A 20,748-nucleotide genomic window follows, 5' to 3' on the forward strand; every position below is an offset into this window, starting at 1 on the left:
TCGGGTTCGGGCCGGCGGGTCAGAAGCTGCTGGAGTTGTCATCTCGTCCGGGTTCCTGTCCGGGGTGTGCGATAGGTTGCCCGCCATGACCGCCATGACTGAACTCGGACCCGTCACCTGGCCACCTGCCCCGTTGAAGACCGAACGGCTCGTGCTCCGTGAGTCCGAGGCCCGGGACCGCGCGGCGTTCATCGAGTTGTTCGCCTCGCCGGAGGTGGGCACCTATGTCGGTGGCGCTCGGCTGCGTGCTGAGCTCGAGCGTGCGGTGCCTGAGGTGCCCGGGCGGCGCCCTGGCTTCTTCGTGATCGATCTCGACGGAGCGATGATCGGGATGGTCACGCTCGATCGGCGCGACGCAGGGCGTCCGGGCCACGTCCGTCCGGATGCCGGTGAGGCCGAGCTCGGCTACATGTTCCTGCCGCAGGCGTGGGGACGCGGGTACGCCGCGGAGGCGTGCGCGGCGGCACTCGACTGGTTCGCCGATGCGCTTCCCGGCGAGCCGGTAGTGCTCTGCACCCAGACTGCCAACGACCGCGCGATGCGCCTCGCGGCGAAGCTGGGGTTCACTGAGGTGGAACGGTTCGAGGAGTACGGCGCCGAGCAGTGGTTCGGTGTGTGGTCCTCGGCCACGCCGTCCCGTTGAGGTCGTCCTCAAGAACAGCTCCCGCATCAGGGGCGCCCTGCCAGTGGGCGCCCGGGTGGCGCCTCAACCGCGGTATACCGGGCCCGCAGCACGTCGCGGGCCCGGACGTGCTGCGCGCTACGCGATGGGCCCTGAGGTGGTCTGCGACTTCCGGCAGCAAGGACAGGGACTGCGCTGGGCGCACATGCCGGTGCCGTGGCACTGCTGCACCGTTCGCTGGTCGATGCCGGCGGGGCGGAGCTTGACGCACGTTGCTGGTCCCGTGAGGGTGCGGACCGGGGCAAGCCGCGTGTGAGGTACTGGCGCCCTGTGTCTCTGGGGTCGGTGTCTGCGACGTTGCCGGCTTGGGGTCAGCGGGTGGGTGTCAGCGACGGCATGTCCGCGCGAGACCGTGACCAGCAAAATCACCATGCACACCGCTCACTCAGGACGGTCAACCTCTGGTCGATTGTCCATACGCAGGGGGCCAGGGGGGCGGGACGCGTCAACCTCGGACATGAGAGGTTCATGCAACACGGACCGCTTGTGAGGATGCTGCATACGCAACCGGGGCGCGGAGAGCGACACCTCGCCGCCGCGTACTCGTCCAACGAGGGGAAACAGATGCTCAAGAAGATCAAGCGGACCGCCGTGGCGCTGGCACTGGCTACCGGTACTCTCGCCGCCACCGCCGCGACCGCGCAGGCCGGTGAAGTGGGAGCGCGGCAGGGGGACTACGCGGGCTGCAAGGTCGGCTATGTCTGCATGTACCAGAACGAGGCCGACTGGAACGCCGGCAAGCCCAGCCACCGCTGGTACGAGTACGGCGCCCACAACCTGAACAACCAGTACGGCACGAAGTGGGTCTTCAACAACCAGCACTCCGGCGCGAAGGCCCGGCTGTGCTTCGGGTACAACGGTGCCAACTGCACCGGCCTGATCATCAACAGCTACACCGTCGGCGTGGCCGACATCACGCCGATCAACAGCATCAAGCTCTACGCGTAGTCCGCTCCAGCGTCCGCGGGCGCGGCACTGACATACCACGGCTTGTCCAACAAGTCGCACTACTTCACGGCCACCTTGTCGGCCGCCGCGGTCGACGAGGTGGCCGTGAAGTAGGAAGCCGTCGAATTTCGGAGGTGCGATGCCGCCCGGTGGTGGAGCGGCGGGGCCGCTCGGACAGGCCCGGCACCTGCTCGACGAACGTCTTGCGGGAACAGCTCTTCCGATCACAGAAATACCGGCGCAACGGCAAACGGACTATGACCCGTCGAGAACTCAACGGCCTTTCATCCAAGGTGCGTTGGTACGAGCTGTGTATGTGGCCCGCCTGTTTCCGGCAGTCCGGGCACCGGCAGGGAAACAGCAGCGCCTCGACCGTCTTGATTGCCACGCCAGGAAACACTCGGCTCCCAGGGTCGGTGCGGTGGCGTATGCGGTGGGGAAGTCGCCGGTGAGGCGGGCGGCCCGTGCAAGGTAATCAGGGCTGTTGTCACCGCCGCTGGCAGAAGTCGGTTCGGCTGTTGGTGAACGGTGCCTCTGCGGCGCGGGCGCCCCGATACTTTTCCCGCCATGGCTGATCATCACGTGATTGACGTTGGAGGCGTCCGGCTGGCCTATCAGGTCTCGGGACCGCCGGACGCTCCGCCGCTCGTCATGTTGCACGCGCTGGGCGAGGATGCCACGGACTGGGACAGCGTGGCACCCGTCTTCGCCCGCAGCCGGCGTGTCCATGCTCTCGATCTTCGCGGTCACGGCCGGAGTGATTGGCCAGGGGAGTACTCGCTGCAACTCATGCGGGACGACGTGCTCGGTTTTCTGGATGCACTGGCACTCGACCGGGTGGATCTGGTGGGGCACTCGATGGGAGGGATCGTTGCCTATCTGCTTGCTGAGGACCATCCGCATCGTGTGGTCCGGCTCGTCTTGGAGGACGTCCCGATCCCACGTCCTCGGGAACAGTCCACTCCGACCAGGCCGGATGGGAAGCTGACGTTCGACTGGGAAGTGGTGTTGGCCGTCAGGCGGCAGGTCGACACGCCGGATGCGGGATGGCTGGAACGCCTCGACAGGATCACTGCCAAGACCCTTGTCGTGGCTGGCGGGCCAGGCAGTCATGTGCCCCAGGAGGGCATCCTCGAGTTGGCCCGTCGTATTCCCCACGGGCGAGTCGTCACCATTCCGGCCGGGCACTTGATCCACAAGTCCGAACCGATGGCGTTCACGAAGACCGTTCTGGCGTTCCTGCGGTCGGAGGAAGAACCCCGCCCAGCACAGGAAGCGTAAGACTCAGCAGCCGCCGGCTTGTTGTCACGTGCGGAACTGCGGGCGTTGCCGATTGCACCCGCCCCCTCACCCTGATCCTCCCGCCGTCACGCCTTGGAAACTGGCCACCCCCTGATGGGGAGTCACCCCACACCTGCTCGATGGATCTCCCCAGTCATGTGACACCTGACCTGGCGCCGGGCACCACAAGGGAGAGACCGCTATGGGCAGCCGGCCCCACCCGGGGGGGGGCCTGCAGGGTGGCCTGAGGTCAGCGCGTAGCGCCGCCGTAGGCGCCGGAGCCGTACGGGCACCGCCGATGGCTACGGCCCGCTCGTGGACTTCTTGCCCCCCCGGGACGCGCGCTGGCTGACCGGGGACGCCATCCCCGTCTCCGGCGGCATGGGCTGACGCCAAGCGGTCTTCGCCGCTGCCCCGGAACCAGCCGGAGTCGTGCTCAAGGTCAGCGAGGCGTGAGGAGGCAGAACTCGTTGCCTTCCGGGTCGGCCAGAACCGCCCAGGAGATTGCGGACTGATCGATATCAGGGTCGGTGGCGCCCAGGGCGCGCAGTCGGGCTGCCTCTGCGGCCAGGTCGTCACCGGGGTAGGGGCAGATGTCGAGATGGACGCGGTTCCACACGCTCTTGGTGTCGGGGGTGCGGAGGAACTCCAGGTAGGGGCCGACGCCTTTGAGGGAGCGCATGGTCGCGTGGTCGTCGGTGACCTCGTGCAGCGTCCAGTCCATCGCGTGTCCCCAGAACCGGGCCATCCCTCGTGGGTCGGTGCAGTCGACCACCACCGCAGCGATCGGCCCGGTGTCCTGGTAGATCGGACGGGGCTCCAGGACGCAGAACTCGTTGCCCTCCGGGTCGGCCATGACCGTCCAGGGGACGTCGCCCTGCCCCACGTCGGCGAGCGTCGCGCCGAGATCCTTCAAGCGCGCGACCAATTCCGCCTGATGGGCAGTCGAAGTAGTGGCCAGATCAAGGTGCACGCGGTTCTTGACCGTTTTGGGTTCCGGGCGGGCGACGATGTCGACGCAGACGGCCACGGGGTCGGGATAGGCGAAGCCCACGGGTTCGAGGTTGGTCACGCCGGGTCCCTCGCTGTCGATACCCCAACCGAGTGCCTCCGCCCAGAACCGGCCGAGCGCGGAGTCGTCCTGGGCCTTCATGTTGATCTGCACGAGTCGTGTTCCCATGCCGCAGATCCTAGAAAACTCCGCCAGCCCAGGCCGCCGCGATCAGACATGTGCTCGACCAGGTGGTGACTGTGGTCGCGCTTGCCGAGCCTTCCGACCGGGGCGAGTCCTGTGAACGCAGGCAAGCCCCGACGCCGACGCCCCTGACCGATCGATTGCTGCTCAAGCCCGCGTCGGCCGATTCGGCCCGCCCGCTCCACCAGCGGGCGACCCCAGCCGGCAACACGCGCGACGCTGGGTGAAGCTACGCCACTCCGTTGAACTCGGAACCAAATGGGGCGACGAGTAGCCTGGGCCGTTTTCCGAGATCCTCATCACCTCGGGTGCAGCCGGTCCCACGCCTGCGCGGTCGCCGTGCCGTAGAGGCGGGTATCGGTGACAAACTCGGCACCGGCAGCAGTCCGTTGAAGCCGGACAGCCACGGTGACGGGGTCCAGGACAGCAGGGAGGACTCGGACGGCGACAAGGTGCAGAACCAGCGCGAGACACAGCTCAAGACCCCACTCGCGCGGGCGGGCACCGACGGCGACGCACTGGCCGACGGAAAGGAGCTGGGCCGGCACACGAGTCCGGCCAAGCCCGACACCGACGGCGACGGCGTGGACGACGGCCAGGAGACGCGGATCGGGTCGGACCCGCGTGCCGCGGAGTCCGCCTTCGACGTGACGCGGTCCGCGAACGGCGGCTCCACCACGGCCTCGGCCGCGATCAAGGGTCTCAGCCCTCAGCAGGTGTCGACGTTCCGGATCACCGAGCTTCCGGACGACCAGCGGCAGTTCCCGACATCCACCGGCACGGACGTGGCGGCGTACGCGAAGGACCACGGCTTCCGGAGCACCCGCTCACTGAAGCCGGGGTGAGTGATCCTCGGGCCGATCCCCGACGTGGATCGTGAAGATGAGCAGTGGCAATGACAGATGCGCTTCTCGGGTCGGTTCCACGTCTGTCCGTACCTGTCCGGCACGGCGGAGGTGGTGCGCGGAACGCGATTTCACCCGACCCGGGGTGTTGTCAGTGGTGCCGCCTGCCGTCACGGCATGACCAGTTCGCCGAACTCCGCTGAAGACGCATGGGTGTTGAAGGCCCATCGGAACAGCGCCCGCCTCCGATCCTCAATGGAAGGACCAGCTGAACAGGCTCGACGCTACGAGCGCCGAGTCATGGCTGCGACGGCCGCTGCCTCAGCGGCGCGCCGCCCGCCGTGCGAATGCTCCTGCTCCTCACAGGCACCAACAGCTGGTCCGTACACGGGGGTTGTCAGCGCCTCTCTGCGGTGGCCGCCTCCTGGTCGGCTCAGTTGCGACGCAGAATGACCGCCGCCGCGCCGGCCGTGAGGATGGTGGCCAGGAGCCAGCCAAGGATGACTAGGGAGAGAGCTATCCATTGGGAGGCGCCAGACGTACGCCACGCTGCTTCCTGGCCGAGGTTGAGAACCGGCAGAAGGAGATCCAGGGTGTAGATGGCGGGTTGCCAGTGCGGTGACTCCTCCGAACTCAGCGGGGGTGGCGGGTGGAAGGCGAACCACAGTGATCCGGCGAGCCAGAGTGACAGGAGCCAGAACAACCCGCGTGCTGGGCGGTAGCCGTAGCCGAGGGCGACGTCCTGAAAGCCGTCCCACGCTCGCAGCAGCAGGGGCAGTGATTCTCTTCGCCGACGGAGTTTGGCCAGGATGACCTCGTTGGCATCGAGGTCCTCACCAGAGGCCCGAAGTGACGCCGCCAGACGGTCGTAGGGCTCGGGAGAGTATTCGGGGGTGGCATTGGCCAACCACGCCAGGCGGGCGCGCAGCGGGAACGGGCCTCCAGGAATGAGAGTTTCGTAGGTGAAGCCCTGCAGATTGAGCTGGCCCGGGCCGGGCCAGCTGTCCGCCCTGTCGACCAAACGGCTCACAGTGGCGTTGGTCAAGTTGATGCGTCCGCGCTCCGGACGTTCGGGCATGAAGCGCAGTTCGGGTGCCTGGATGCTTCGCAGGGACATTTCCTGGCCATCGGTGAGATGGAGCCTGGCATGGTCCACGACGAGGCTGTTGCCGAATGTGGCTCCGTCCAACAGGATTCCGCCGTGCACTTCGGCCCGCCGCATTCGGGCCAGACGAGTCGGGATTCCGTTTCCCGTATCGGGCGTGTCCGGCTCAGCCATCGCGGAGATGACCAGGCTCTCCTCTACGACAAGTCGGAGGGCATTGAGCGCCCACCGGCCGTGCGGGTGCCGCAGCGAAGCACCGCGAAAGTTGAGTTGCCCGCCGATGCGTGCCCCTCTCAGCGAGATCATGCCGTGGGAACTGAGACCCTCGGCGTTGAGATCCTGTGCGACGTTCATTCCGTCGCCGTTCCACGCTCTGTCCCGGCGATCGGAGTACAGGCACAGCAGATTGACCGTGAGGTCGGTGCCGATTTGCGCCTGAGGCATGGAGATGCCGTCATACACGGTGCAGCTGCTCAGCTGCAGGTCCCCTGTCGTGGCGAGCCGGGCCGCTTCCAGAGCGGGTATCGCGCAGCCATGGAAAATGACTGTGCGCATGTGGCAGTCGACGAGACGGACAGGCTTTTCGAAACGGCAGCCGCGCACCTCGACGGGCACGTCGATCTGGGAGTTCGACAAGTCGAGGGGGCCGTCGATACGGACCCCTGTGATCTTCAATGCCGCGGCTCTGCCCGGAAGCGCTTGCGGACCGCTCAGCAGCAAGAGAGCAACTATCCGGGCCCGAACGGTGCGCTCGGGCCCCCACGCCGATGAGCCGTTGGCGTCGTCCTCTTCTGCAGACCCGATCCGCAGGTCGTATTCGGAACCGTTACGGAACGCCTGCCACATGCCGACCTCGGCCGCCGTCAGATCGTCCGGAACCTCATCGCCGACCACGTCCCCTCCCTCCCCCGTGCCACTGCCCAACCAACCTTCCCTCAACTGGCGCTGGCGAAAGCGGATTTACCCACTTGAGCCGAGACGACCAGGCCGAGACGACCAGTCAGTGCCGGCGGAGCGAATCGTCGGTGGTGCAGGGCGACCTACGCGTATGCGTCGCCGCTTCGACGAGACGGCCCCGATTCGACTACCTCAGCTGCTCCCGCCCGTTGTCTTCGGTGCGCGGCGACTCGCCGCTCGGCGTGCACTCAGGAGGAGACCATGCCCTTCTGGGCGCCCGCGTGGAGCTGAAAGAGGTCATAGAACGGGCACAGACGGCCAGGGCGGCGCGGCAGATCACCTGGTGCCCGTAGCGGGCCCGGGCGCGATCGGCGACGGACGTGGGCCCTGGGGACCTTCACAGAGCCCACGCGGGCCTTCGAGGACGCAACGCCCCGCTGGGGGCCAGGGGAATGATGCCGAGTCGCTCCAGGCGCTGGCGTGCCCGTCCGTCAGGTCCCGCCAGAGCACGTGTCAGTGGCTCTTGGCGAGAAGCCGTCCGACGTCCATCCCGTGCACGGTGGCGCCGGGCAGGACGTCGGCCTGGCCCTCAGCACAGTACGCCGGGCGTGTGTATCGACACGTCCGTAATGGGCGACGGTCTTTGTTCAGCCACCTCTCGTCGGCGGCCTCGACCAGCTCGTTCACCAGCTTCGTGGCGAGCGTGTAACGGGATACCGGGGGGGCGGGTCTTTCAACCGGCGCCGGGCCGTTCAGGGTTGTTTCTCGATGTCGTTGACGGAGGTCGGCCCCAATTGCTTGGCGTTGGCGTATTCCGGCATGGGCATGGGTTTGTCGAACAGGAAGAACGACTGGTTCGTGCCGACCGTGAACTCCATGTATGCGCCCGTTGTGGCGTCGAATCCGTAGTAGGCGTTGCAGGTGGAACCCGACGAGTACACGCCGTCCATGCCCGGCTGCGCGATGACCGCGACGCCGTGGGAGGAGGACTCCACCTTCTCCGTCGGAGTGAGCATCTTGCAGCGCGGAACCGGCAGGCCCTTCATGATGAAGTACCCGTACTCACCCTTGGCGTTCTGGATGTAGACGTACGAGAGTTTGCCCCGCGTCCCCCACGTCTTGATCCACTGGTTGATCGCTTCGCGGGTCGGCGAGTACTCCATGCGACCCGCCGGCTGCTGGGCAACGAGGTGGTCGTAGTTCTCCTGTTTGGTCTTGTTCTCCTTGTCCTGGCTGGAGTCGGTGCAGGACGTCAGGGCAAGGCCCACAACCGGCGCGACGACGGTGGCCAGGGCCATGCGTGCGAACTTCTTCATGCGGTGCTGCCCTCTTCCCGGGATGAGATGGGGATCAGTTGGTGCACGTCGTGCGCTCGGCGGTGGCATCCAGCCGGTGCGGAAGATTCTTGTCACGGAAGGGCGCGCGGTGCTCCTGGGCGGCCTTCGAGTTGTAGGCGTTGACCGACTCGATCCGCGTGGCCTTCAGCGCGGTGATCGACTGGTCGATCTGCGTCGTGCGTGTCTCTGAAGCGGTCCTCCGTTCCTCCTGGAGCGCCCGGATCGTCCCTTCGGCGTTCTGTGCGGCCTCGCACAGATCGAAGAACTCCTCATACGTGGTCTGTCGGAACTCGCCCGAGCCGACGGTGTTCTCGCGTTTGTCCGCCTCACCGCGGAACGGGGCGGTGATCCACCCCGCGCCGCCGAAGGCGAACACCCCGATCACGTACAACACCGCCAGGCCGATGACTCCGCCGACGGCCCATGCCCCCAACCGTGCCCCCTCGCGTACCTGTCCCATGGCCACCCCTCCTCGAAGACATGTGCGAAAGCTTCACTTCTGGTTGATATGTGCGACTGCTAGTGCTCGGCCGGGAAGAGCCGTAGCTTCGCGGTGTCCTCCGCGATGGCGAGAACGGCGATCGAAAGTTCGTTGACGGTGGAGGGTCCGCCCTGGTCGGGTCGCTGCCCGAGCAGGTTGGAGGTGAATCCGCTCGCGTCGACCGAGGTCAGGTCCACACCGCCGGCAGCGACGGCGCTCACCGTGAACGGCCCCGCCCCCAGGCCGGCGGCGCGCGGGAGCTCGGTGCCCTTCGTCACGACGACCGTGCAGCTGCCGTCTGCACAGGCCCGCAGCTCGGCCGGCGTCGACGGCTTCATCGGCTTGACCGCGGTCGGCGACGGCGACGGCGACGAGGAGGCCTTCGTGGGCGTGGGTGAGGCGGGCGACCGTTCGGCCGTACGCGATGGTGCGGCTGGTGCGGGTGCCCCCGCGTCGTCGCCCGAGTCGGAGCCGCAGCCGGCGAGCGTGGCGGCGAGGGCCAGGAGGGCGCAGACAGTCCCCACCGCGCCACGTACCGCAGACGGCCTGCCCGTACGGCGGCGGGCCGATGTTTCCGATGTGGTCATGGGGCGGTTCTACACGCGGATGCCCGGGAGGGGTCCCGCGCGGCCGTCACCCCGGTACCGAACCGCGTTCGCGGCTCGTCTGCTCCGTCGCAGAAGAAAAGGAGATCGCCTCGGAGCCAGAGCTCACATTGGCCGAGCAGCATGGCTGAACTGCGAACCGATCGCCTCGTCCTGCGCCGATGGCGTGACTCCGACCTTGAACCGTGGACGGCGATGAACGCCGATCCCGGCCGCCAAGGGCCGCACCCGGCACCCCCGGCCAGCGGCGGCGCACACTGCGGCTGAGCGGACACGGCCCCGGTCAGTGGGCGGCTCGCCGTGGGGGCGGAGCGCGGGCTGGCGGGATCTCATCCCGTGGCCCGCCGAATTCCGCCCGCAGCCCCGCCTGAGGCGCTCGATGCCCCGCGGGTCGTCGCGGGCGGGTGAGAGGCGCGCTCAGCGGGCGGCGCGCTCCCGGGTGGTGCGGCGCAGTCCGATGAGTTCGGCGACCGCCTCCAGCCAGCGGGCCACGACCTCGTCGCCCTCCACGGGCCGGGCCACCGACGCGGCCGCATCCAGCCAGCCGCGCACCAGATCCGAGGCCGCCGGCTCGGGCAGCAGCTCCGGCAGCCGGGCGGTGTAGCCGGTACCACCGCTGCGGACGGTCCTGCCGAGGAACGCCACCGAGCGGGGCTGGACCCCGAGGCGGTCGAGCGCGACCGCGGCGCCCACGGCTCCGTCGCCGAACAGGGCGCTGCGACGCGGGCCCGGGGCGCCGATGCCGTAGCGCAGGAGCATGGCGACGTCGGCCTGCGCCGACTCTTCGTCGGTCTTGCCGGGGTTCATCGGTACCTCCGTTCCGGTCATCGCACGGTGACCGTGTAGATGAAGTACGCCGGGTCGTTGCCAGGGTCGCCCGTCGCGGTGCGGTCGTCGCCGTCGGGGCATTCGCCCAGCACGCAGTAGCTCATTTTGATCTTCGTGGTGCCCGCGGCAACGGCCTGGAAGGTGAAGGTCTGCGTACCGTCACCACCCCCGTCCATACCGCTGTCGCCCGCGAAGTCCTCGTCCCGGTCGCCTTCCTGGCGCACCGTTGCATGGTCGGGACCGGGGCGCACGATGCTCCAGTCCTGGCCCATCGAGGGGTTGGCCGGGAGCACCAGCTCGAACGTGTCGCCCGCGTCCACTTCGATGGACCGCTCGTCGGCCTCGAACGTCTCGGGGCCGAAGAGGCCGCACCCGGACAGCATCACGGCCGTCAGCGGCAGGGCCAGGGCGGTGGACAGGCGGTGGCTGGACTTCACGGGGATCGGCCTTCCGTTCACTGGGCGGGCAGGTGGACGCCGTATGCGTCGGGCAGGTCCCTGTCGGAGGCCTTGCCCATGTTGCCGTTGACGAAGTCGTCCTCGCTGACCCACGTGGTCGTCCCCCAGGGGTTGTAGACCTGCAGCATGTCGCCCTCCTGACCGATGATCATCATGGAGTGGCCGACCCGGTCGCCGTCCTCGTCCTTGCCCTCGACGCCGATCGGTACCGGTCTGCCCTCGGCGACGGCCCGCTGGATGTCGGGGAGGGCGTCCCGGCGGTCGTCCGCGCTCCTGACCTCCTGGAACTCGTACTCGCCGCCCGTGTGCGGACTGATCTCCTTGTTGGAGATCTCGGTCTTGCCGTCGTTGTCCATGCCGTCGGGTGTCGTGCCGAAGGGGAAGTCGTACGCGTCGCTGCCGTCGCCCTCGTCGTGCATCCGCAGCTGCTCGTCGCGCAGCCGCTCCCGGAAGGCGCCAGGGTCGTCCTCCTGCCCGGACGGACCGCCGGTGAGTTCGAGGGCGTACACCGGATCGACCATGGCGCGCCCGGTGACGACGGTCGACGGCACGCAGGTGTTGCCTTCCTGCGACCACCTCTCGCCCTTGAACGTCTGCTGGTCCGTGTTGTGGTTGGAACCCTTGTTGGGGCCGCTGGTGTTGATCCCCTCGTCCTTCATGCTGTCCCCGGCCGTGGTGACCGGCGTCAGGTGCCGCTGCAGCCAGTCCGGGTCCTTGCCGTGGATCTTGTCGCGGAACTCGCCGACCTCCTTGACGTCGTACCCGGCGGCCAGTGCCTTCATCAGGTACGCCCGTTCCTGCGGGGTCTTCGCCTCGGCGAGCATCCGCTCGAACTCGGCCTCCTCGCGGGCATTGAGGCGCTCCATCGCGCGGCCCGAGCGCTCCAGGTCGTTCGCGGTCAGCAGCTCGTTCATGTCCGCCGGGCCGCCGGGGCCCGCGATGTCGGCGAGCACGAGGCGGTCGGCGGCGGAGATGTTGTCGGTCTTCATCTGGCCCGCCCGGGCCTCGGACGCCAGCTTGTTGAGGTCGCGCGCCGCGGCCCGCGCCGCGTCGTCGGCCACTTCCGCCGCGGTGTGCATCGTCTTGGCGCCCGCGGCCGCGAGGCTGCGGGCCCGCAGCCGCTCCGCCTCCTCGGCGTCCTTCTCCACCATGTCGTCGAAGAAGCCGTCCTCACCGCCGAGCACGCCGAGCGCCTCGCGCAACTGCTCGCGGCCGCCCTTGTCCTGGGCCTTGGCGTTGGTCAGCGCGTCGGCCAAGCGGAACAGGGCCCCGGCCGCGCCGATGAACGCCTGCTCCATCTGCTCGGCGGAGCGCGCCGCCGCCATCACCACCTCGGACGCCCGCGCCCCGGTGCTGCCCACCCACGCGTCGGGCAGGCCCTCGCCCGCGACCTTCTGCACCCGCCGGCGCACGTCGGCGACGTCGTCGATCTGCTTGCGGTAGTTCTTGGCGAGACCCTCGATGACCCCGGGGTCACCTACCGGCGCCGAGACGCCCAGGGCGTTGTTGATGGCCCCGATGAGATCGTTCTTGCTGTCGGCCGAGGAGATGGAGTCGTGGTACTCGGCGAGCTTCTGGCGGCGGTCGGTTGTGGATTCGCCTGCGTCGGGCATGACGGTACGGCCTTCTGTCGTGGTGAGGGCAGGAGTGCTGACTCGTACGCGGTACGAAGGAGGCTCAGCCGAAGTCGGACAGACCGCGCGGCGGCGTGCCGGGCGCGGGCATGGTGCGGTAGCCCGGCGCGGGAACATCCCCCGCGGGCGCGGGCATCGTCGTCACGCCCTCTCCGCTCGCCGCGCTCATGCCCCGGATGGAGGCGTGCTCCGCGCCCTGGTAGTTCGCCTTGGACACCCGCACCTTGTCCGCCAGTTCGTGCAGGGCGCTCTCCAGGACCTTGGCCTCTGCCTGCCAGTCACCGGCGAAGTTGTTGTAGGCGGGGCCCGCGTCGGAGCCGCCGAGGACGTCCGAGCTGTAGCAGGCGGTGTCCCTGACCGCCCTGGCGACGGCACCGACGTCGTCACCCGCCGTGTCGAGTGTCTGCGCCTCGCTGTCCATCGCGCTCGCCTGGACGCGATAGCCCCCGGCGTGCCCTTGCACGGTCATGTCCGGCCCCCGTTTTTCTGATCTTGAGGGCGCAATGTAGCAGCGGACGGTGGCATGAACGCAACGACCTTCACCGCCCCCGCGCACAACAGCGGGTGGTGACCGCGTCTCCCTGACGGGTACGGCTCATAGCCGGGTCGGCTATCGGCCTCCAAGGCAAGGTCCAGGGCCTGTGGAAGCCGTGGTCGCCGAACTCCGGTCAACCAGCTCTTCGCGCGGCCGACGGCGCCTGAATCGGGCCTAGCGGCGGGCGCAGCATCCTCCCGGACCCGGAAACGGCCGAGTGCCGCGTACTCGCAGGCAGCGACACTTCTGAGGGCTGCGCGCGCGTGGGGCTGCCCCCATCGGTCCTCACCATTCGAGGCCGGCAACCCGGCACCTCATTCGAGTCTGCCGGGTCCGCCGAGTCCGCCGGGTCCGCAGCGGGGCTGATGCGGCGGTCCGCGGGGGAGTGTCAGCGTGTGGGGTCGAGAAGGATCTTGCGGACGCCGTCGGAGCGGCCGGCGAACAGTTCGTACGCCGCGGGGCCCGGCCGGCGGGGGTGAGGGCAGTTCGCGTCAGGTCGCGGGCGCTCCGACGGTCCGGCAGGTAGAGGTTGTCCCGTATGGGGTGTGAGTTATCCGGTGAGGGCCAGGTTGTAGGGCCGGGCGATGCCGAGCATGGCCTGGTGAACGCTGTTGCCCTTGAGCTGGCAGACGGCCGGAATTTTCCCAGTCCTCCAGCCGGGACAGGGCGTGTTCCACCCGGTCCCGGGCCCGACGGTGGACGGCATTCTCCGCTTCCTGCTGTGGGCTGAGATGGTTCTGACCGCGTCGTCTGCGGTACGGGATGAGCAGGCCGGTGCCCTGATGGCCGCCGTCGGCGATGGTCGGTGCGCCGCAGCAGGCCCGGTCGACACCGGACTCCTGAAGGCCCGGCAGTCGTTGCGGCTGCCTGGCAGCGGCAGGCCGATCGCCACCACCAGGCGACTGTTGGCGTCGATGACGCCTGCAGGTTCGTGGAGTAGCGATAGCTCCTTGCTGGAGGCGGCCACGCTGCGGGCGCCGGTGGGAACCAGGGTGCCGTCGACGATGTAGACGGTGTCCTTGCGCGGCCGACGAGCCCGCCAGATGGCCAGCAAGGGCGCCAGGTGATCAAGGATGCGGCCGGCCGCAGACTTCGAGACCCCGAACAGCGGCGCCACCTGCCGCAACGTCAGGTTCGTGCGCCAGTACGTCGTCACCAGCAACACCCGGCCCTCCAGCGGCAGCCGCCAGGGACCACGCTGAACGGCACCCAAAAGATCTGCGGGACGTCGGAAGACGTCCAAGTGCACCACATCCGGAAACTCACCGACCTCGATGTGGGAAAGCCGCCGACTGAAAAAATGGCGTCAGGTCATGGTGAAGAAACGGCGCAAGACTCTGCTTGAGGCTTTTCCAATCTCACGGGTGCGGGCCGCCCGGATGTCGTGGACCGCGCCGGGCAGCAGCGTCCCGTCGATAATCACGAACGCCTTACAGGCTGCTGTCCGGACAGCAGCGGCCAGATCCGGCGCGCGGGCCGCAAGGATCTCGACGGCTTCGGCCACGTACCGATAGGCCGTGGTGGTCCCGACGCCGAAACCGGCGGCGAGCTGGGCGTAGGTGTGTCCGCACCGCAGATGGGCCAGTACGAGCAGGGCCTGCCGGCCCGCCGGAAGCCGACGCCACCGGGTCCCTCGCTCGCTCTGTCGCGCGACCAGCAGGCCGGACAGGAACCGCAGGGTCGAGCTGGACAAATCGATACCCGATGGGTGGACAAGCACACGAAGCTCCGGGCGGACAGGTTGCTCTTGGTCGACAACCCATCTACCAGGAGCTTCACCCCTTCCCGCACGCAGCCTTTGTCAACCCGTCCTGCAAACAGCCATATTGGCAAAGACTTCAGTGCTTCTCCCACACGGGTACCGATGGCAGACCCAGTTGTGCGCGAGCACGGTCGGTGAGTTCCTGCACCAGCGCCGTCTTGGCTCGCGCATACTCACCCGGCCCTGTACCAGAGGCGACGATCGCCCGCTTGAGCTGCGTGTATCGGGTCGCGTCCTTGGGATGGGCGCGCAGGTAGTCCCGGAAGATCCGCTGGTTCCGGGTAGGCCAACTCTCCAGGGTCACCACGTGCAGGATATGGCTGCGGGCCCCGTTATCTGCGCGGACGTACAGCAGCCGGTCAGTCATCCCGTTGTCGTGCGGGTGGAAGCCGAGGTCGGCGAGCGCCGCCTGGTGGGGTGCAGCATGCGTGAGGTCGTGGACTGCGGCCATCAGGTCGTTGACGGGCTTGGCCGCCAGTCCCGGGACAGCTGTCGAGCCGATGTGCTCGATCTCCACGAACAGCCCAGGCGCCGCTGCTCGGAGAGCCTCGATGGCGGTAGCGGCCTGCCGTGGCCAGCTCGGGTCATAGTCGGCTACGTGGATGGCGCTGGGCACGGCCGTCATCCTGGTCAACGCAGGCTGCGATGTCCATCGGAATTCCGCCCAGCCACCACGCCCGCCCTCACCGTCCGAGGTTGGAAAAGGCTCACTGGCTGCTCGAAGTAGAGGCTCCGGGCTCGTCCACGTCGCGCTTGGTCACTCGCCGACGGCCTCTATCTGCTCCCAGTCCGCGGGAGTACCCGGGCCTCCGTAGGGCTCGACGTACTGGTAGAGCGTGCCTTCCGCAGGGCCTTTGGGTGGGGCATGGCCGAACCATACGGCGTCACATTCGTGGCACACCCACAGGCGACGGCCGTCCTTGATCAGCCTGAATGCCGACACGTCGCCGACATTGCATTGAGTACACACAGCCACCCAAAGCCCCCTTTCGTGTAGTTCGCGTCGCAATTCAACTATCGCAGGCAGACCGAAGAACGCTGGATCCTCGCTGGTCTTCTGTAGTCGAGGAGAGGTCCGCTCCACCACCGAACGGCTTGCCCAGGCCGGAGCCGTGCGGGCCGCCGCGCCGGGCGATCTTTGGGGTGATTGTGCGCTTGCGGATCATGTCCCGTGCTTGTCGAAGTCGTAACCGCGGTCTGCGAAGAATCCGCGAGATAGGGTTACGCGCATGGAACGCACACGTTCGACGGGGCCAACGGGCTTCAGGTAGCCCGCCAGGAGCTACCTGGCGGTTGCTGCGAACGGAGTCCCGTGACACGCACCGCCCACCATCTTCCCGCTTCACTCAGCCAGAGTGCACACGACTGGTCATCAGGAAACCCCTGGCGCTCCGTGGTTCTCTACGACCTCAGGTACAGCGCACACTGCTTCGCCGATGCGGCACGAGAGTCCAGAAGGCCCCAACCTCGCATGGTCCGCCGCGCGGTGGATGTCTACTCGTTTGCTCGACACCAGGAGGACCGTTCCGTCGCCCAGTGGTCCGCAGTGGAGGAACGCAGGGCGCGGCAGCGGCTGCGAGCCCAAGTAGGGACTCTCCTGAGGCTGGTGAATTCCAGCTCCAACGAACTCGCACTCGATGCCGTGGACAAGGTGGAGATATCGCCGGCGCGTCATCGGCGTAGCTCGCTCTGGCTCGCGTAGCCGCCACTGAAGCACCGCCCCAACCGGAACTCCCGCCGGCCGATGCTCTTGAGTCGGCCGGCCTTTCGGGCTGTCTGCCCCACCAGTCAAGCCCGCCCGCACACCAGTGGCCGCGCCGCGCCGCCCTTCCCCAGCCCGGGGCCATCTCGGGCTTCGGCCATGGTGTGGGGCCGCGTACGGTCGGTATGGCGGCGGCCACGGAGCTTGTTCTCTATCTTCCGTCCGCGTCGTAGGGCGGGGACGGAAGGTTCCAGACGGCGTCTGACCGGCTGACGATCTTTCGAAGTTCGCGGGCGCTTCGTGGCGACATAGCCTGCATCACGGTGTCGAGGAGGGCTCGGGCTTCGAGAGGGTTGCCGCAGCAGTACCAGTGCACATTGCCCCACTCGTAGTCGTGCCACAGATCGCGCTCGGGCTGGTGGACGTAGTCCTTCCACAGGCCCACAGCCGCGCTGACGTCGCCTGGCTGCAGATAGTTGCGGGTGTGCTCGAGACGGATGATCTCGGACAGTGCACGCGAAGACAGGCCGTCGATGACTGGCCTTGCACCCGTTGTCCGGTGGCTGGCGGGGGCGCCGGCACGGATCTGTCCTGGCCGTCTACGCGGCATGGACCTTTCGGTTCGTCGTCATGCGGTACATGGTGCCACGGTCTCGAATGGCGTCTCGAACGGATTCGCTCGCAAGGGGATTCGCCGGACGTGGGGGCGGCGGCCTTCGTCTGGTCATGTTCTCCGACCAAAGTGCACGTGACCACGACGAAGGCCGTGAGGGTGAGTCTGCTGCCTGATGCTGTCCGGAGGGAAGCGTTCGTGGAGGCGTCATGCCTCTGGGGCGCCTTCTACGCATGTCTGACCGCCCGGCGCGACGAATTGTCGAGTTGGGTGGACGCGGCGCTGTGTGCTGACGGCCCGGTGAAGTCGCCGGTGGATCTGACGTTGGTGCCCGAACACCGCCGTGGGCACGGCGCGTTGTACGGCGCCCTCAACCGCGGCGGGGTTGACGTGGACCGTCTGCGGACGGTGCTGGCCGGGTTGCCGCTGCCGCGTTTCGAGGGTGGACGCCTGGTACTCGCGGTCGACGTGTCGCCGTGGCTGCGCTCGGACGCTCCGTGCTCGGACCAGCGGCTGTTCTGCTACGTCTACGGCCGGGCGAAGTCCGCCTCCCAGTTCATCCCGGGCTGGCCGTACTCCTTCGTCGCCGTCCTGGAGCCCGGCGCTACCTCGTGGACGGGGATCTTGGACGTGGTCCGGCTCGGACCCGAGGACGATGCGACCGCGGTCACCGCCACCCAGCTCCGCGCTGTGGTGGAGAGGCTCATCGCGGCCGGTCAGTGGACAGCTGGGGACCCGGACATCACCATCGTCGTGGACGCCGGTTGTGACGTCACCCGTCTGGCCTGGGTATTGCGCGATCTCCCGGTCGAGCTGGTCGGCCGGATCCGCGGCGACCGGGTGATGCGGCTACCGAAGCCACCCCGCGTCTACAGCCCCAAGGCGGACATCCACCCAAGCACGGGTCGGAGTTCCGCTTCACCAAACCCGAGACCTGGCCCGAACCGGCGATCACCACGGCCACCGACACCGCCAACTACGGCAAGGCCGAAGCCCAGGCGTGAGACCGGGTCCACCCACGGCTGACCCACCGTTGGGCCTGGCTGGAGCACGACGGTGAACTCCCCATCGTCGAGGGCGCCTTGGTCCGCCTCAAAGTCGAGCACCTCTCCAGTCGAGCACCTCTCCAGGTGGCGGGAGGCACCCCTGATATGGCTGTGGTCCTCGAAGACCGGAGCCGCCCCGGCGGACGTGGACCGCTGGTGGCAGGGGTTTCTGAGGAGATTCGACCTGGAGCACACTTTCAGGTTCGGAAAACAGACGCTCGGCTGGACCATCCCGAAACTGCGTACACCCGAGGCAGCGGACCGCTGGACCTGGCTCCTGGCCGTCGCGTACACCCAGCTCAGGCTCGCCCGGCCGCTGGCCGCTGACCTCCGTCGCCCTGGGAGAAGCCGGCCAGGCCCGAACGTCTCACCCCGGCCCGGGTCCGCCGGGGTTCAGGAACATCCGAGCCCACCTGCTCTGCCCGGCCCGTGTTCCCCAACCTCGTGGCGCCGGTCCCGGACGGTCGCCCGGGACCAAGAACCGCCGTCCCGCACTCCGCTACGACGTGGGCAAGACCGTCAAACGCCCCGAGACCCTCAAGGCCATCTGTAGACCTGGCAGGTCCTGGTAGATAAAGAACAAGCTGAGAGCCTGTCACCCCACCCGTGCACACATGCGAATCTTCGAATATATGGTCGATTCGTCACGACGCCCCCTTCCCCGGTTGCGGCCTGCACTGGACCAGCCGGACCGGTGAATAGTTGTGGGGTAGGGGTGTGTTCTCGGTCGAGGGGCAGGACGCGTGGCCGAATCCGGGAAGGGCGGGCCCGGGGCCGGTGGCGTGCATTCCCAGGCCTGGGGCTACGGCGGCGTACCGGCACCGGTCGTGCCCCCCCTTCGCGGGCTTTGCCCCGCCGCCGGCCCAGCATGCGGTGCCGTGGCGGCTGGATGCTCGCGCCCGCTCGTCGTGGCCGTATGGGCCGGTGGTGTTGCCGTTTGGGGCACGACCCGATCTGTGTGGCGGCCCTGCCGGTTCCCGCGATCACCGTGCGCACCCGCTACAGTCCCAGTCGTAGGGCGCTGAGCAGGGGCAATCCCTGATTCCGGGTGGCGACTAGCCGCCGCGCGGAGGGTTGTCAATGCCCGACACGCGCGCAGACGTGTGATGGGGTGTCAGTCCGATCCCCCGGTCGGCCCAACCGTGCTGCCAAGTCGCCGTTGAGTGCGCCTTTCTGATGGTCCGTCACAAACCGGATTCCCGGCATTCGAACGCCCGGTCGGCCCCTTGCTGTCACCCGCCAAACATTTCTGAAGTGGCGACAGATTTGGGCGTGAGTATGTTCATTCATATCGGCCGGCCCGGCTGACCTCCCTGAGAGATGGAGAAGAATGCCCGTGAGAAGGAAAATCAGAGTGCGTACGCGTACCGTTGTCGGGATCGCATTGTCGGTGGGCGTCACGGTCGTTGCCGCAACCAGTGTGAACTACGCCTCGGCTTCGAGTTCTGCTTCGGAGTCCGCTCCGTCGGTACAGGAGGCTGTTGCCTCTGTCCCCCAGGGAGGTGACGACCAGTCGAGCTACAACTTCCAGAATGACGATCAAGGAAACCGCCGGAGAGGCGATGACGGGCGGATCTACGTCAATGAGCGGACGTATTCGGCCGAGTCGGGTGTGTGCACTGCTGTGATCAGCAGTCCGGCGGTCACCTTCAACGTCCGAAACGAGAGTGACAGGACCGTTGAATTCTTCACCGGGATTACCTGTGACAATGGCGCCGCAATTGCGACTATTGGGCCGGGTAATTCCAGCAGCGCAATTTCCGGAACGCCGGTTTTCGATGGGCTGGTGGTTCCGTTCGCACTGGTCGGTAGCTTCCGGGCGGTCGACAACGACAAGGGTCGTCATCACTGATGCCCTACGCGGACCAACGGTAGCGAACAAGCTGCCATCGCGGGATTTGGCCCCGGCCCCAGCTGTCTGGCCCCGGTGGACCGGGGTCAGACAGCCACACGGAGGCGCGGGACGTCGGGCAGCTCATTTTCGCCATTTCCAGTTAGGCCTGTCGGTCCTCCTTCTGATGCCGTCCGTTGAGCCGGGCGAACTGGCGCTCGTGGACGTCTTCACGGCCGGACTTGTTCTGTTCTTGTGTTTGTTGGGGCAAGTTTGTCGGGGTGTGGGATGTCTGAGGTGCTGGGAGGTGGGCCGGGGTGGGGTGTGGCGGGCGTGGCTGGGTGGGGGTGCTTGGTGAGGGCCTGTGAATGATGGGGGTTCTGTCGTGCCGCCTCAGCGTCGTGGCCGGCCAAGGCACCGGTGGGCAGGTTTTTCTGCGGGAGCAGAAGCATCTGGCGCAGGTCCCGGTCCTGGTGCCGGGCGCGCAGGGCGTGCACACACCTGCCGTTCGGTCGGTGCTGCGGACGGTCGCGCACGCGGCCGCGGTCGGGGGGTGTGCTTGTACTGCGACGCCGGACAGGGGAAGACCGTCGCGTTGCAGTACGCCCTGTCCCAGCTGCCGCACCCGGCAGGGTCCGTCGGGTCCACGTCGATGTGCACCCGACGGTTCCCGAGCTGCGCCGGGTACTCGCGGACGCCCTCGAGCTGGGCAGGCGTCTGCCGCGCGGGGCGGGGGAGGCCGACCTGATGCTGGTGAACGCGCTACGGCAGCCCCGCGTGCTGGTGCTGGACGAGGCGCAGCGTCTTCCGGGGCCGGCGCTGGAGTTTCTGCGCAGTTTGTGGGGACTGTCGCGGTATCCGGATCACGCTGGTGCTGGTGCTGGTGCTGGTGCTGGTGCTGGTGCTGGTGCTGGTGCTGGTGCTGGTGCTGGTGCTGGTGCTGGTGCTGGTGCTGTGCTGTGT

At 67.7% G+C, this 20,748-nt stretch carries 17 protein-coding genes and 5 pseudogenes; 7 read left to right on the forward strand and 15 right to left on the reverse strand.

What is annotated here, in order from left to right:
* Positions 1-94: 94 nt before the first annotated feature.
* Positions 95-643, forward strand: coding sequence for a GNAT family N-acetyltransferase (locus tag ADK36_RS36115; RefSeq protein ID WP_053200583.1), 549 nt, complete (start codon positions 95-97; stop codon positions 641-643).
* Positions 644-1,174: 531 nt separating this feature from the next.
* Positions 1,175-1,630, forward strand: a complete 456-nt coding sequence (locus ADK36_RS36120; RefSeq protein WP_234330010.1) for a hypothetical protein — start codon at positions 1,175-1,177, stop codon at positions 1,628-1,630.
* 64 nt (positions 1,631-1,694) lie between these two features.
* Here ADK36_RS36120 and ADK36_RS51665 read toward each other — a convergent pair whose 3' ends face one another.
* Positions 1,695-2,030 carry a transposase family protein gene (locus tag ADK36_RS51665; RefSeq protein WP_425315458.1) on the reverse strand — a complete coding sequence of 112 codons (336 nt, stop codon included), beginning with the start codon at positions 2,028-2,030 and terminating at the stop codon, positions 1,695-1,697.
* Positions 2,031-2,197: 167 nt separating this feature from the next.
* Between ADK36_RS51665 and ADK36_RS36125 the strand changes: the two genes are divergently transcribed.
* Positions 2,198-2,911, forward strand: coding sequence for an alpha/beta fold hydrolase (locus ADK36_RS36125; protein ID WP_053200585.1), 714 nt, complete (start codon positions 2,198-2,200; stop codon positions 2,909-2,911).
* Between the two features lie 442 nt (positions 2,912-3,353).
* Here ADK36_RS36125 and ADK36_RS36130 read toward each other — a convergent pair whose 3' ends face one another.
* The gene (locus ADK36_RS36130; RefSeq protein WP_053200587.1) at positions 3,354-4,091 is read right to left on the reverse strand and encodes a VOC family protein; all 738 of its coding nucleotides are present in this window, start codon (positions 4,089-4,091) and stop codon (positions 3,354-3,356) included.
* A gap of 323 nt (positions 4,092-4,414) precedes the next feature.
* On the opposite strand from ADK36_RS36130, the gene ADK36_RS36135 reads away from it, so the two are divergent.
* Complete coding sequence (locus tag ADK36_RS36135) at positions 4,415-4,951, forward strand: hypothetical protein (RefSeq protein WP_053200589.1); 537 nt, start codon at positions 4,415-4,417, stop codon at positions 4,949-4,951.
* A 433-nt stretch (positions 4,952-5,384) separates the two neighbouring features.
* Here ADK36_RS36135 and ADK36_RS36140 read toward each other — a convergent pair whose 3' ends face one another.
* The 4 genes from ADK36_RS36140 to ADK36_RS36155 form a co-directional block, all read right to left on the reverse strand.
* The gene (locus tag ADK36_RS36140) at positions 5,385-6,950 is read right to left on the reverse strand and encodes a hypothetical protein (RefSeq protein ID WP_048582731.1); all 1,566 of its coding nucleotides are present in this window, start codon (positions 6,948-6,950) and stop codon (positions 5,385-5,387) included.
* Between the two features lie 755 nt (positions 6,951-7,705).
* Positions 7,706-8,269: a hypothetical protein gene (locus tag ADK36_RS36145; RefSeq protein WP_048582732.1), complete on the reverse strand. Its 564-nt coding sequence runs from the start codon at positions 8,267-8,269 to the stop codon at positions 7,706-7,708.
* 34 nt (positions 8,270-8,303) lie between these two features.
* Positions 8,304-8,750, reverse strand: coding sequence for a hypothetical protein (locus ADK36_RS36150; protein WP_048582733.1), 447 nt, complete (start codon positions 8,748-8,750; stop codon positions 8,304-8,306).
* A 59-nt stretch (positions 8,751-8,809) separates the two neighbouring features.
* The gene (locus tag ADK36_RS36155) at positions 8,810-9,358 is read right to left on the reverse strand and encodes a hypothetical protein (protein ID WP_159029189.1); all 549 of its coding nucleotides are present in this window, start codon (positions 9,356-9,358) and stop codon (positions 8,810-8,812) included.
* A 141-nt stretch (positions 9,359-9,499) separates the two neighbouring features.
* On the opposite strand from ADK36_RS36155, the pseudogene ADK36_RS50700 reads away from it, so the two are divergent.
* Positions 9,500-9,586, forward strand: a pseudogene (locus tag ADK36_RS50700) (GNAT family N-acetyltransferase); the annotation flags it as partial.
* Between the two features lie 207 nt (positions 9,587-9,793).
* Here ADK36_RS50700 and ADK36_RS36160 read toward each other — a convergent pair.
* From ADK36_RS36160 to ADK36_RS49720, 9 genes and pseudogenes are all read right to left on the reverse strand, one after another.
* Positions 9,794-10,183, reverse strand: a complete 390-nt coding sequence (locus ADK36_RS36160) for a hypothetical protein (protein ID WP_107086942.1) — start codon at positions 10,181-10,183, stop codon at positions 9,794-9,796.
* A 17-nt stretch (positions 10,184-10,200) separates the two neighbouring features.
* Positions 10,201-10,641, reverse strand: a complete 441-nt coding sequence (locus ADK36_RS36165; protein ID WP_048582736.1) for a protease inhibitor I42 family protein — start codon at positions 10,639-10,641, stop codon at positions 10,201-10,203.
* Between the two features lie 17 nt (positions 10,642-10,658).
* Positions 10,659-12,275, reverse strand: coding sequence for a WXG100 family type VII secretion target (locus ADK36_RS36170; protein WP_053200593.1), 1,617 nt, complete (start codon positions 12,273-12,275; stop codon positions 10,659-10,661).
* 64 nt (positions 12,276-12,339) lie between these two features.
* A complete protein-coding gene (locus ADK36_RS36175; RefSeq protein WP_053200595.1) occupies positions 12,340-12,765 on the reverse strand; it encodes a WXG100 family type VII secretion target in 426 nt (141 codons plus the stop codon).
* A 616-nt stretch (positions 12,766-13,381) separates the two neighbouring features.
* A pseudogene (locus ADK36_RS47120) lies at positions 13,382-14,083 on the reverse strand (transposase).
* Between the two features lie 93 nt (positions 14,084-14,176).
* Positions 14,177-14,551, reverse strand: a pseudogene (locus tag ADK36_RS36185) (helix-turn-helix domain-containing protein); the annotation flags it as partial.
* Between the two features lie 118 nt (positions 14,552-14,669).
* Positions 14,670-15,218 carry a GrpB family protein gene (locus ADK36_RS36190; RefSeq protein WP_053200599.1) on the reverse strand — a complete coding sequence of 183 codons (549 nt, stop codon included), beginning with the start codon at positions 15,216-15,218 and terminating at the stop codon, positions 14,670-14,672.
* A 132-nt stretch (positions 15,219-15,350) separates the two neighbouring features.
* Entirely contained in the window at positions 15,351-15,536 is a 186-nt protein-coding gene (locus ADK36_RS49200; RefSeq protein ID WP_159029190.1) for a hypothetical protein, read from the reverse strand.
* A 151-nt stretch (positions 15,537-15,687) separates the two neighbouring features.
* A pseudogene (locus ADK36_RS49720) lies at positions 15,688-15,806 on the reverse strand (IS5/IS1182 family transposase); the annotation flags it as partial.
* Positions 15,807-17,073: 1,267 nt separating this feature from the next.
* Here ADK36_RS49720 and ADK36_RS47135 point away from each other — a divergent pair.
* Positions 17,074-18,526: pseudogene (locus ADK36_RS47135) on the forward strand (NF041680 family putative transposase).
* A gap of 782 nt (positions 18,527-19,308) precedes the next feature.
* A complete protein-coding gene (locus ADK36_RS47140) occupies positions 19,309-19,806 on the forward strand; it encodes a hypothetical protein (protein WP_234330011.1) in 498 nt (165 codons plus the stop codon).
* Positions 19,807-20,748: the final 942 nt, after the last annotated feature.

The organism is Streptomyces viridochromogenes (assembly GCF_001270495.1).
In the GTDB taxonomy this organism is placed as follows: domain Bacteria; phylum Actinomycetota; class Actinomycetes; order Streptomycetales; family Streptomycetaceae; genus Streptomyces; species Streptomyces viridochromogenes_A.

Coding starts and splice junctions, on each gene's coding strand:
- ADK36_RS36115 (WP_053200583.1), top strand. CDS start 95: ATGACTGAACTCGGACCCGTCACCTGGCCACCTGCCCCGTTGAAGACC.
- ADK36_RS36120 (WP_234330010.1), top strand. CDS start 1,175: ATGCTGCATACGCAACCGGGGCGCGGAGAGCGACACCTCGCCGCCGCG.
- ADK36_RS36125 (WP_053200585.1), top strand. CDS start 2,198: ATGGCTGATCATCACGTGATTGACGTTGGAGGCGTCCGGCTGGCCTAT.
- ADK36_RS36130 (WP_053200587.1), bottom strand. CDS start 4,091: ATGGGAACACGACTCGTGCAGATCAACATGAAGGCCCAGGACGACTCC.
- ADK36_RS36145 (WP_048582732.1), bottom strand. CDS start 8,269: ATGAAGAAGTTCGCACGCATGGCCCTGGCCACCGTCGTCGCGCCGGTT.
- ADK36_RS36150 (WP_048582733.1), bottom strand. CDS start 8,750: ATGGGACAGGTACGCGAGGGGGCACGGTTGGGGGCATGGGCCGTCGGC.
- ADK36_RS36155 (WP_159029189.1), bottom strand. CDS start 9,358: ATGACCACATCGGAAACATCGGCCCGCCGCCGTACGGGCAGGCCGTCT.
- ADK36_RS36160 (WP_107086942.1), bottom strand. CDS start 10,183: ATGAACCCCGGCAAGACCGACGAAGAGTCGGCGCAGGCCGACGTCGCC.
- ADK36_RS36170 (WP_053200593.1), bottom strand. CDS start 12,275: ATGCCCGACGCAGGCGAATCCACAACCGACCGCCGCCAGAAGCTCGCC.
- ADK36_RS36175 (WP_053200595.1), bottom strand. CDS start 12,765: ATGACCGTGCAAGGGCACGCCGGGGGCTATCGCGTCCAGGCGAGCGCG.
- ADK36_RS36190 (WP_053200599.1), bottom strand. CDS start 15,218: ATGACGGCCGTGCCCAGCGCCATCCACGTAGCCGACTATGACCCGAGC.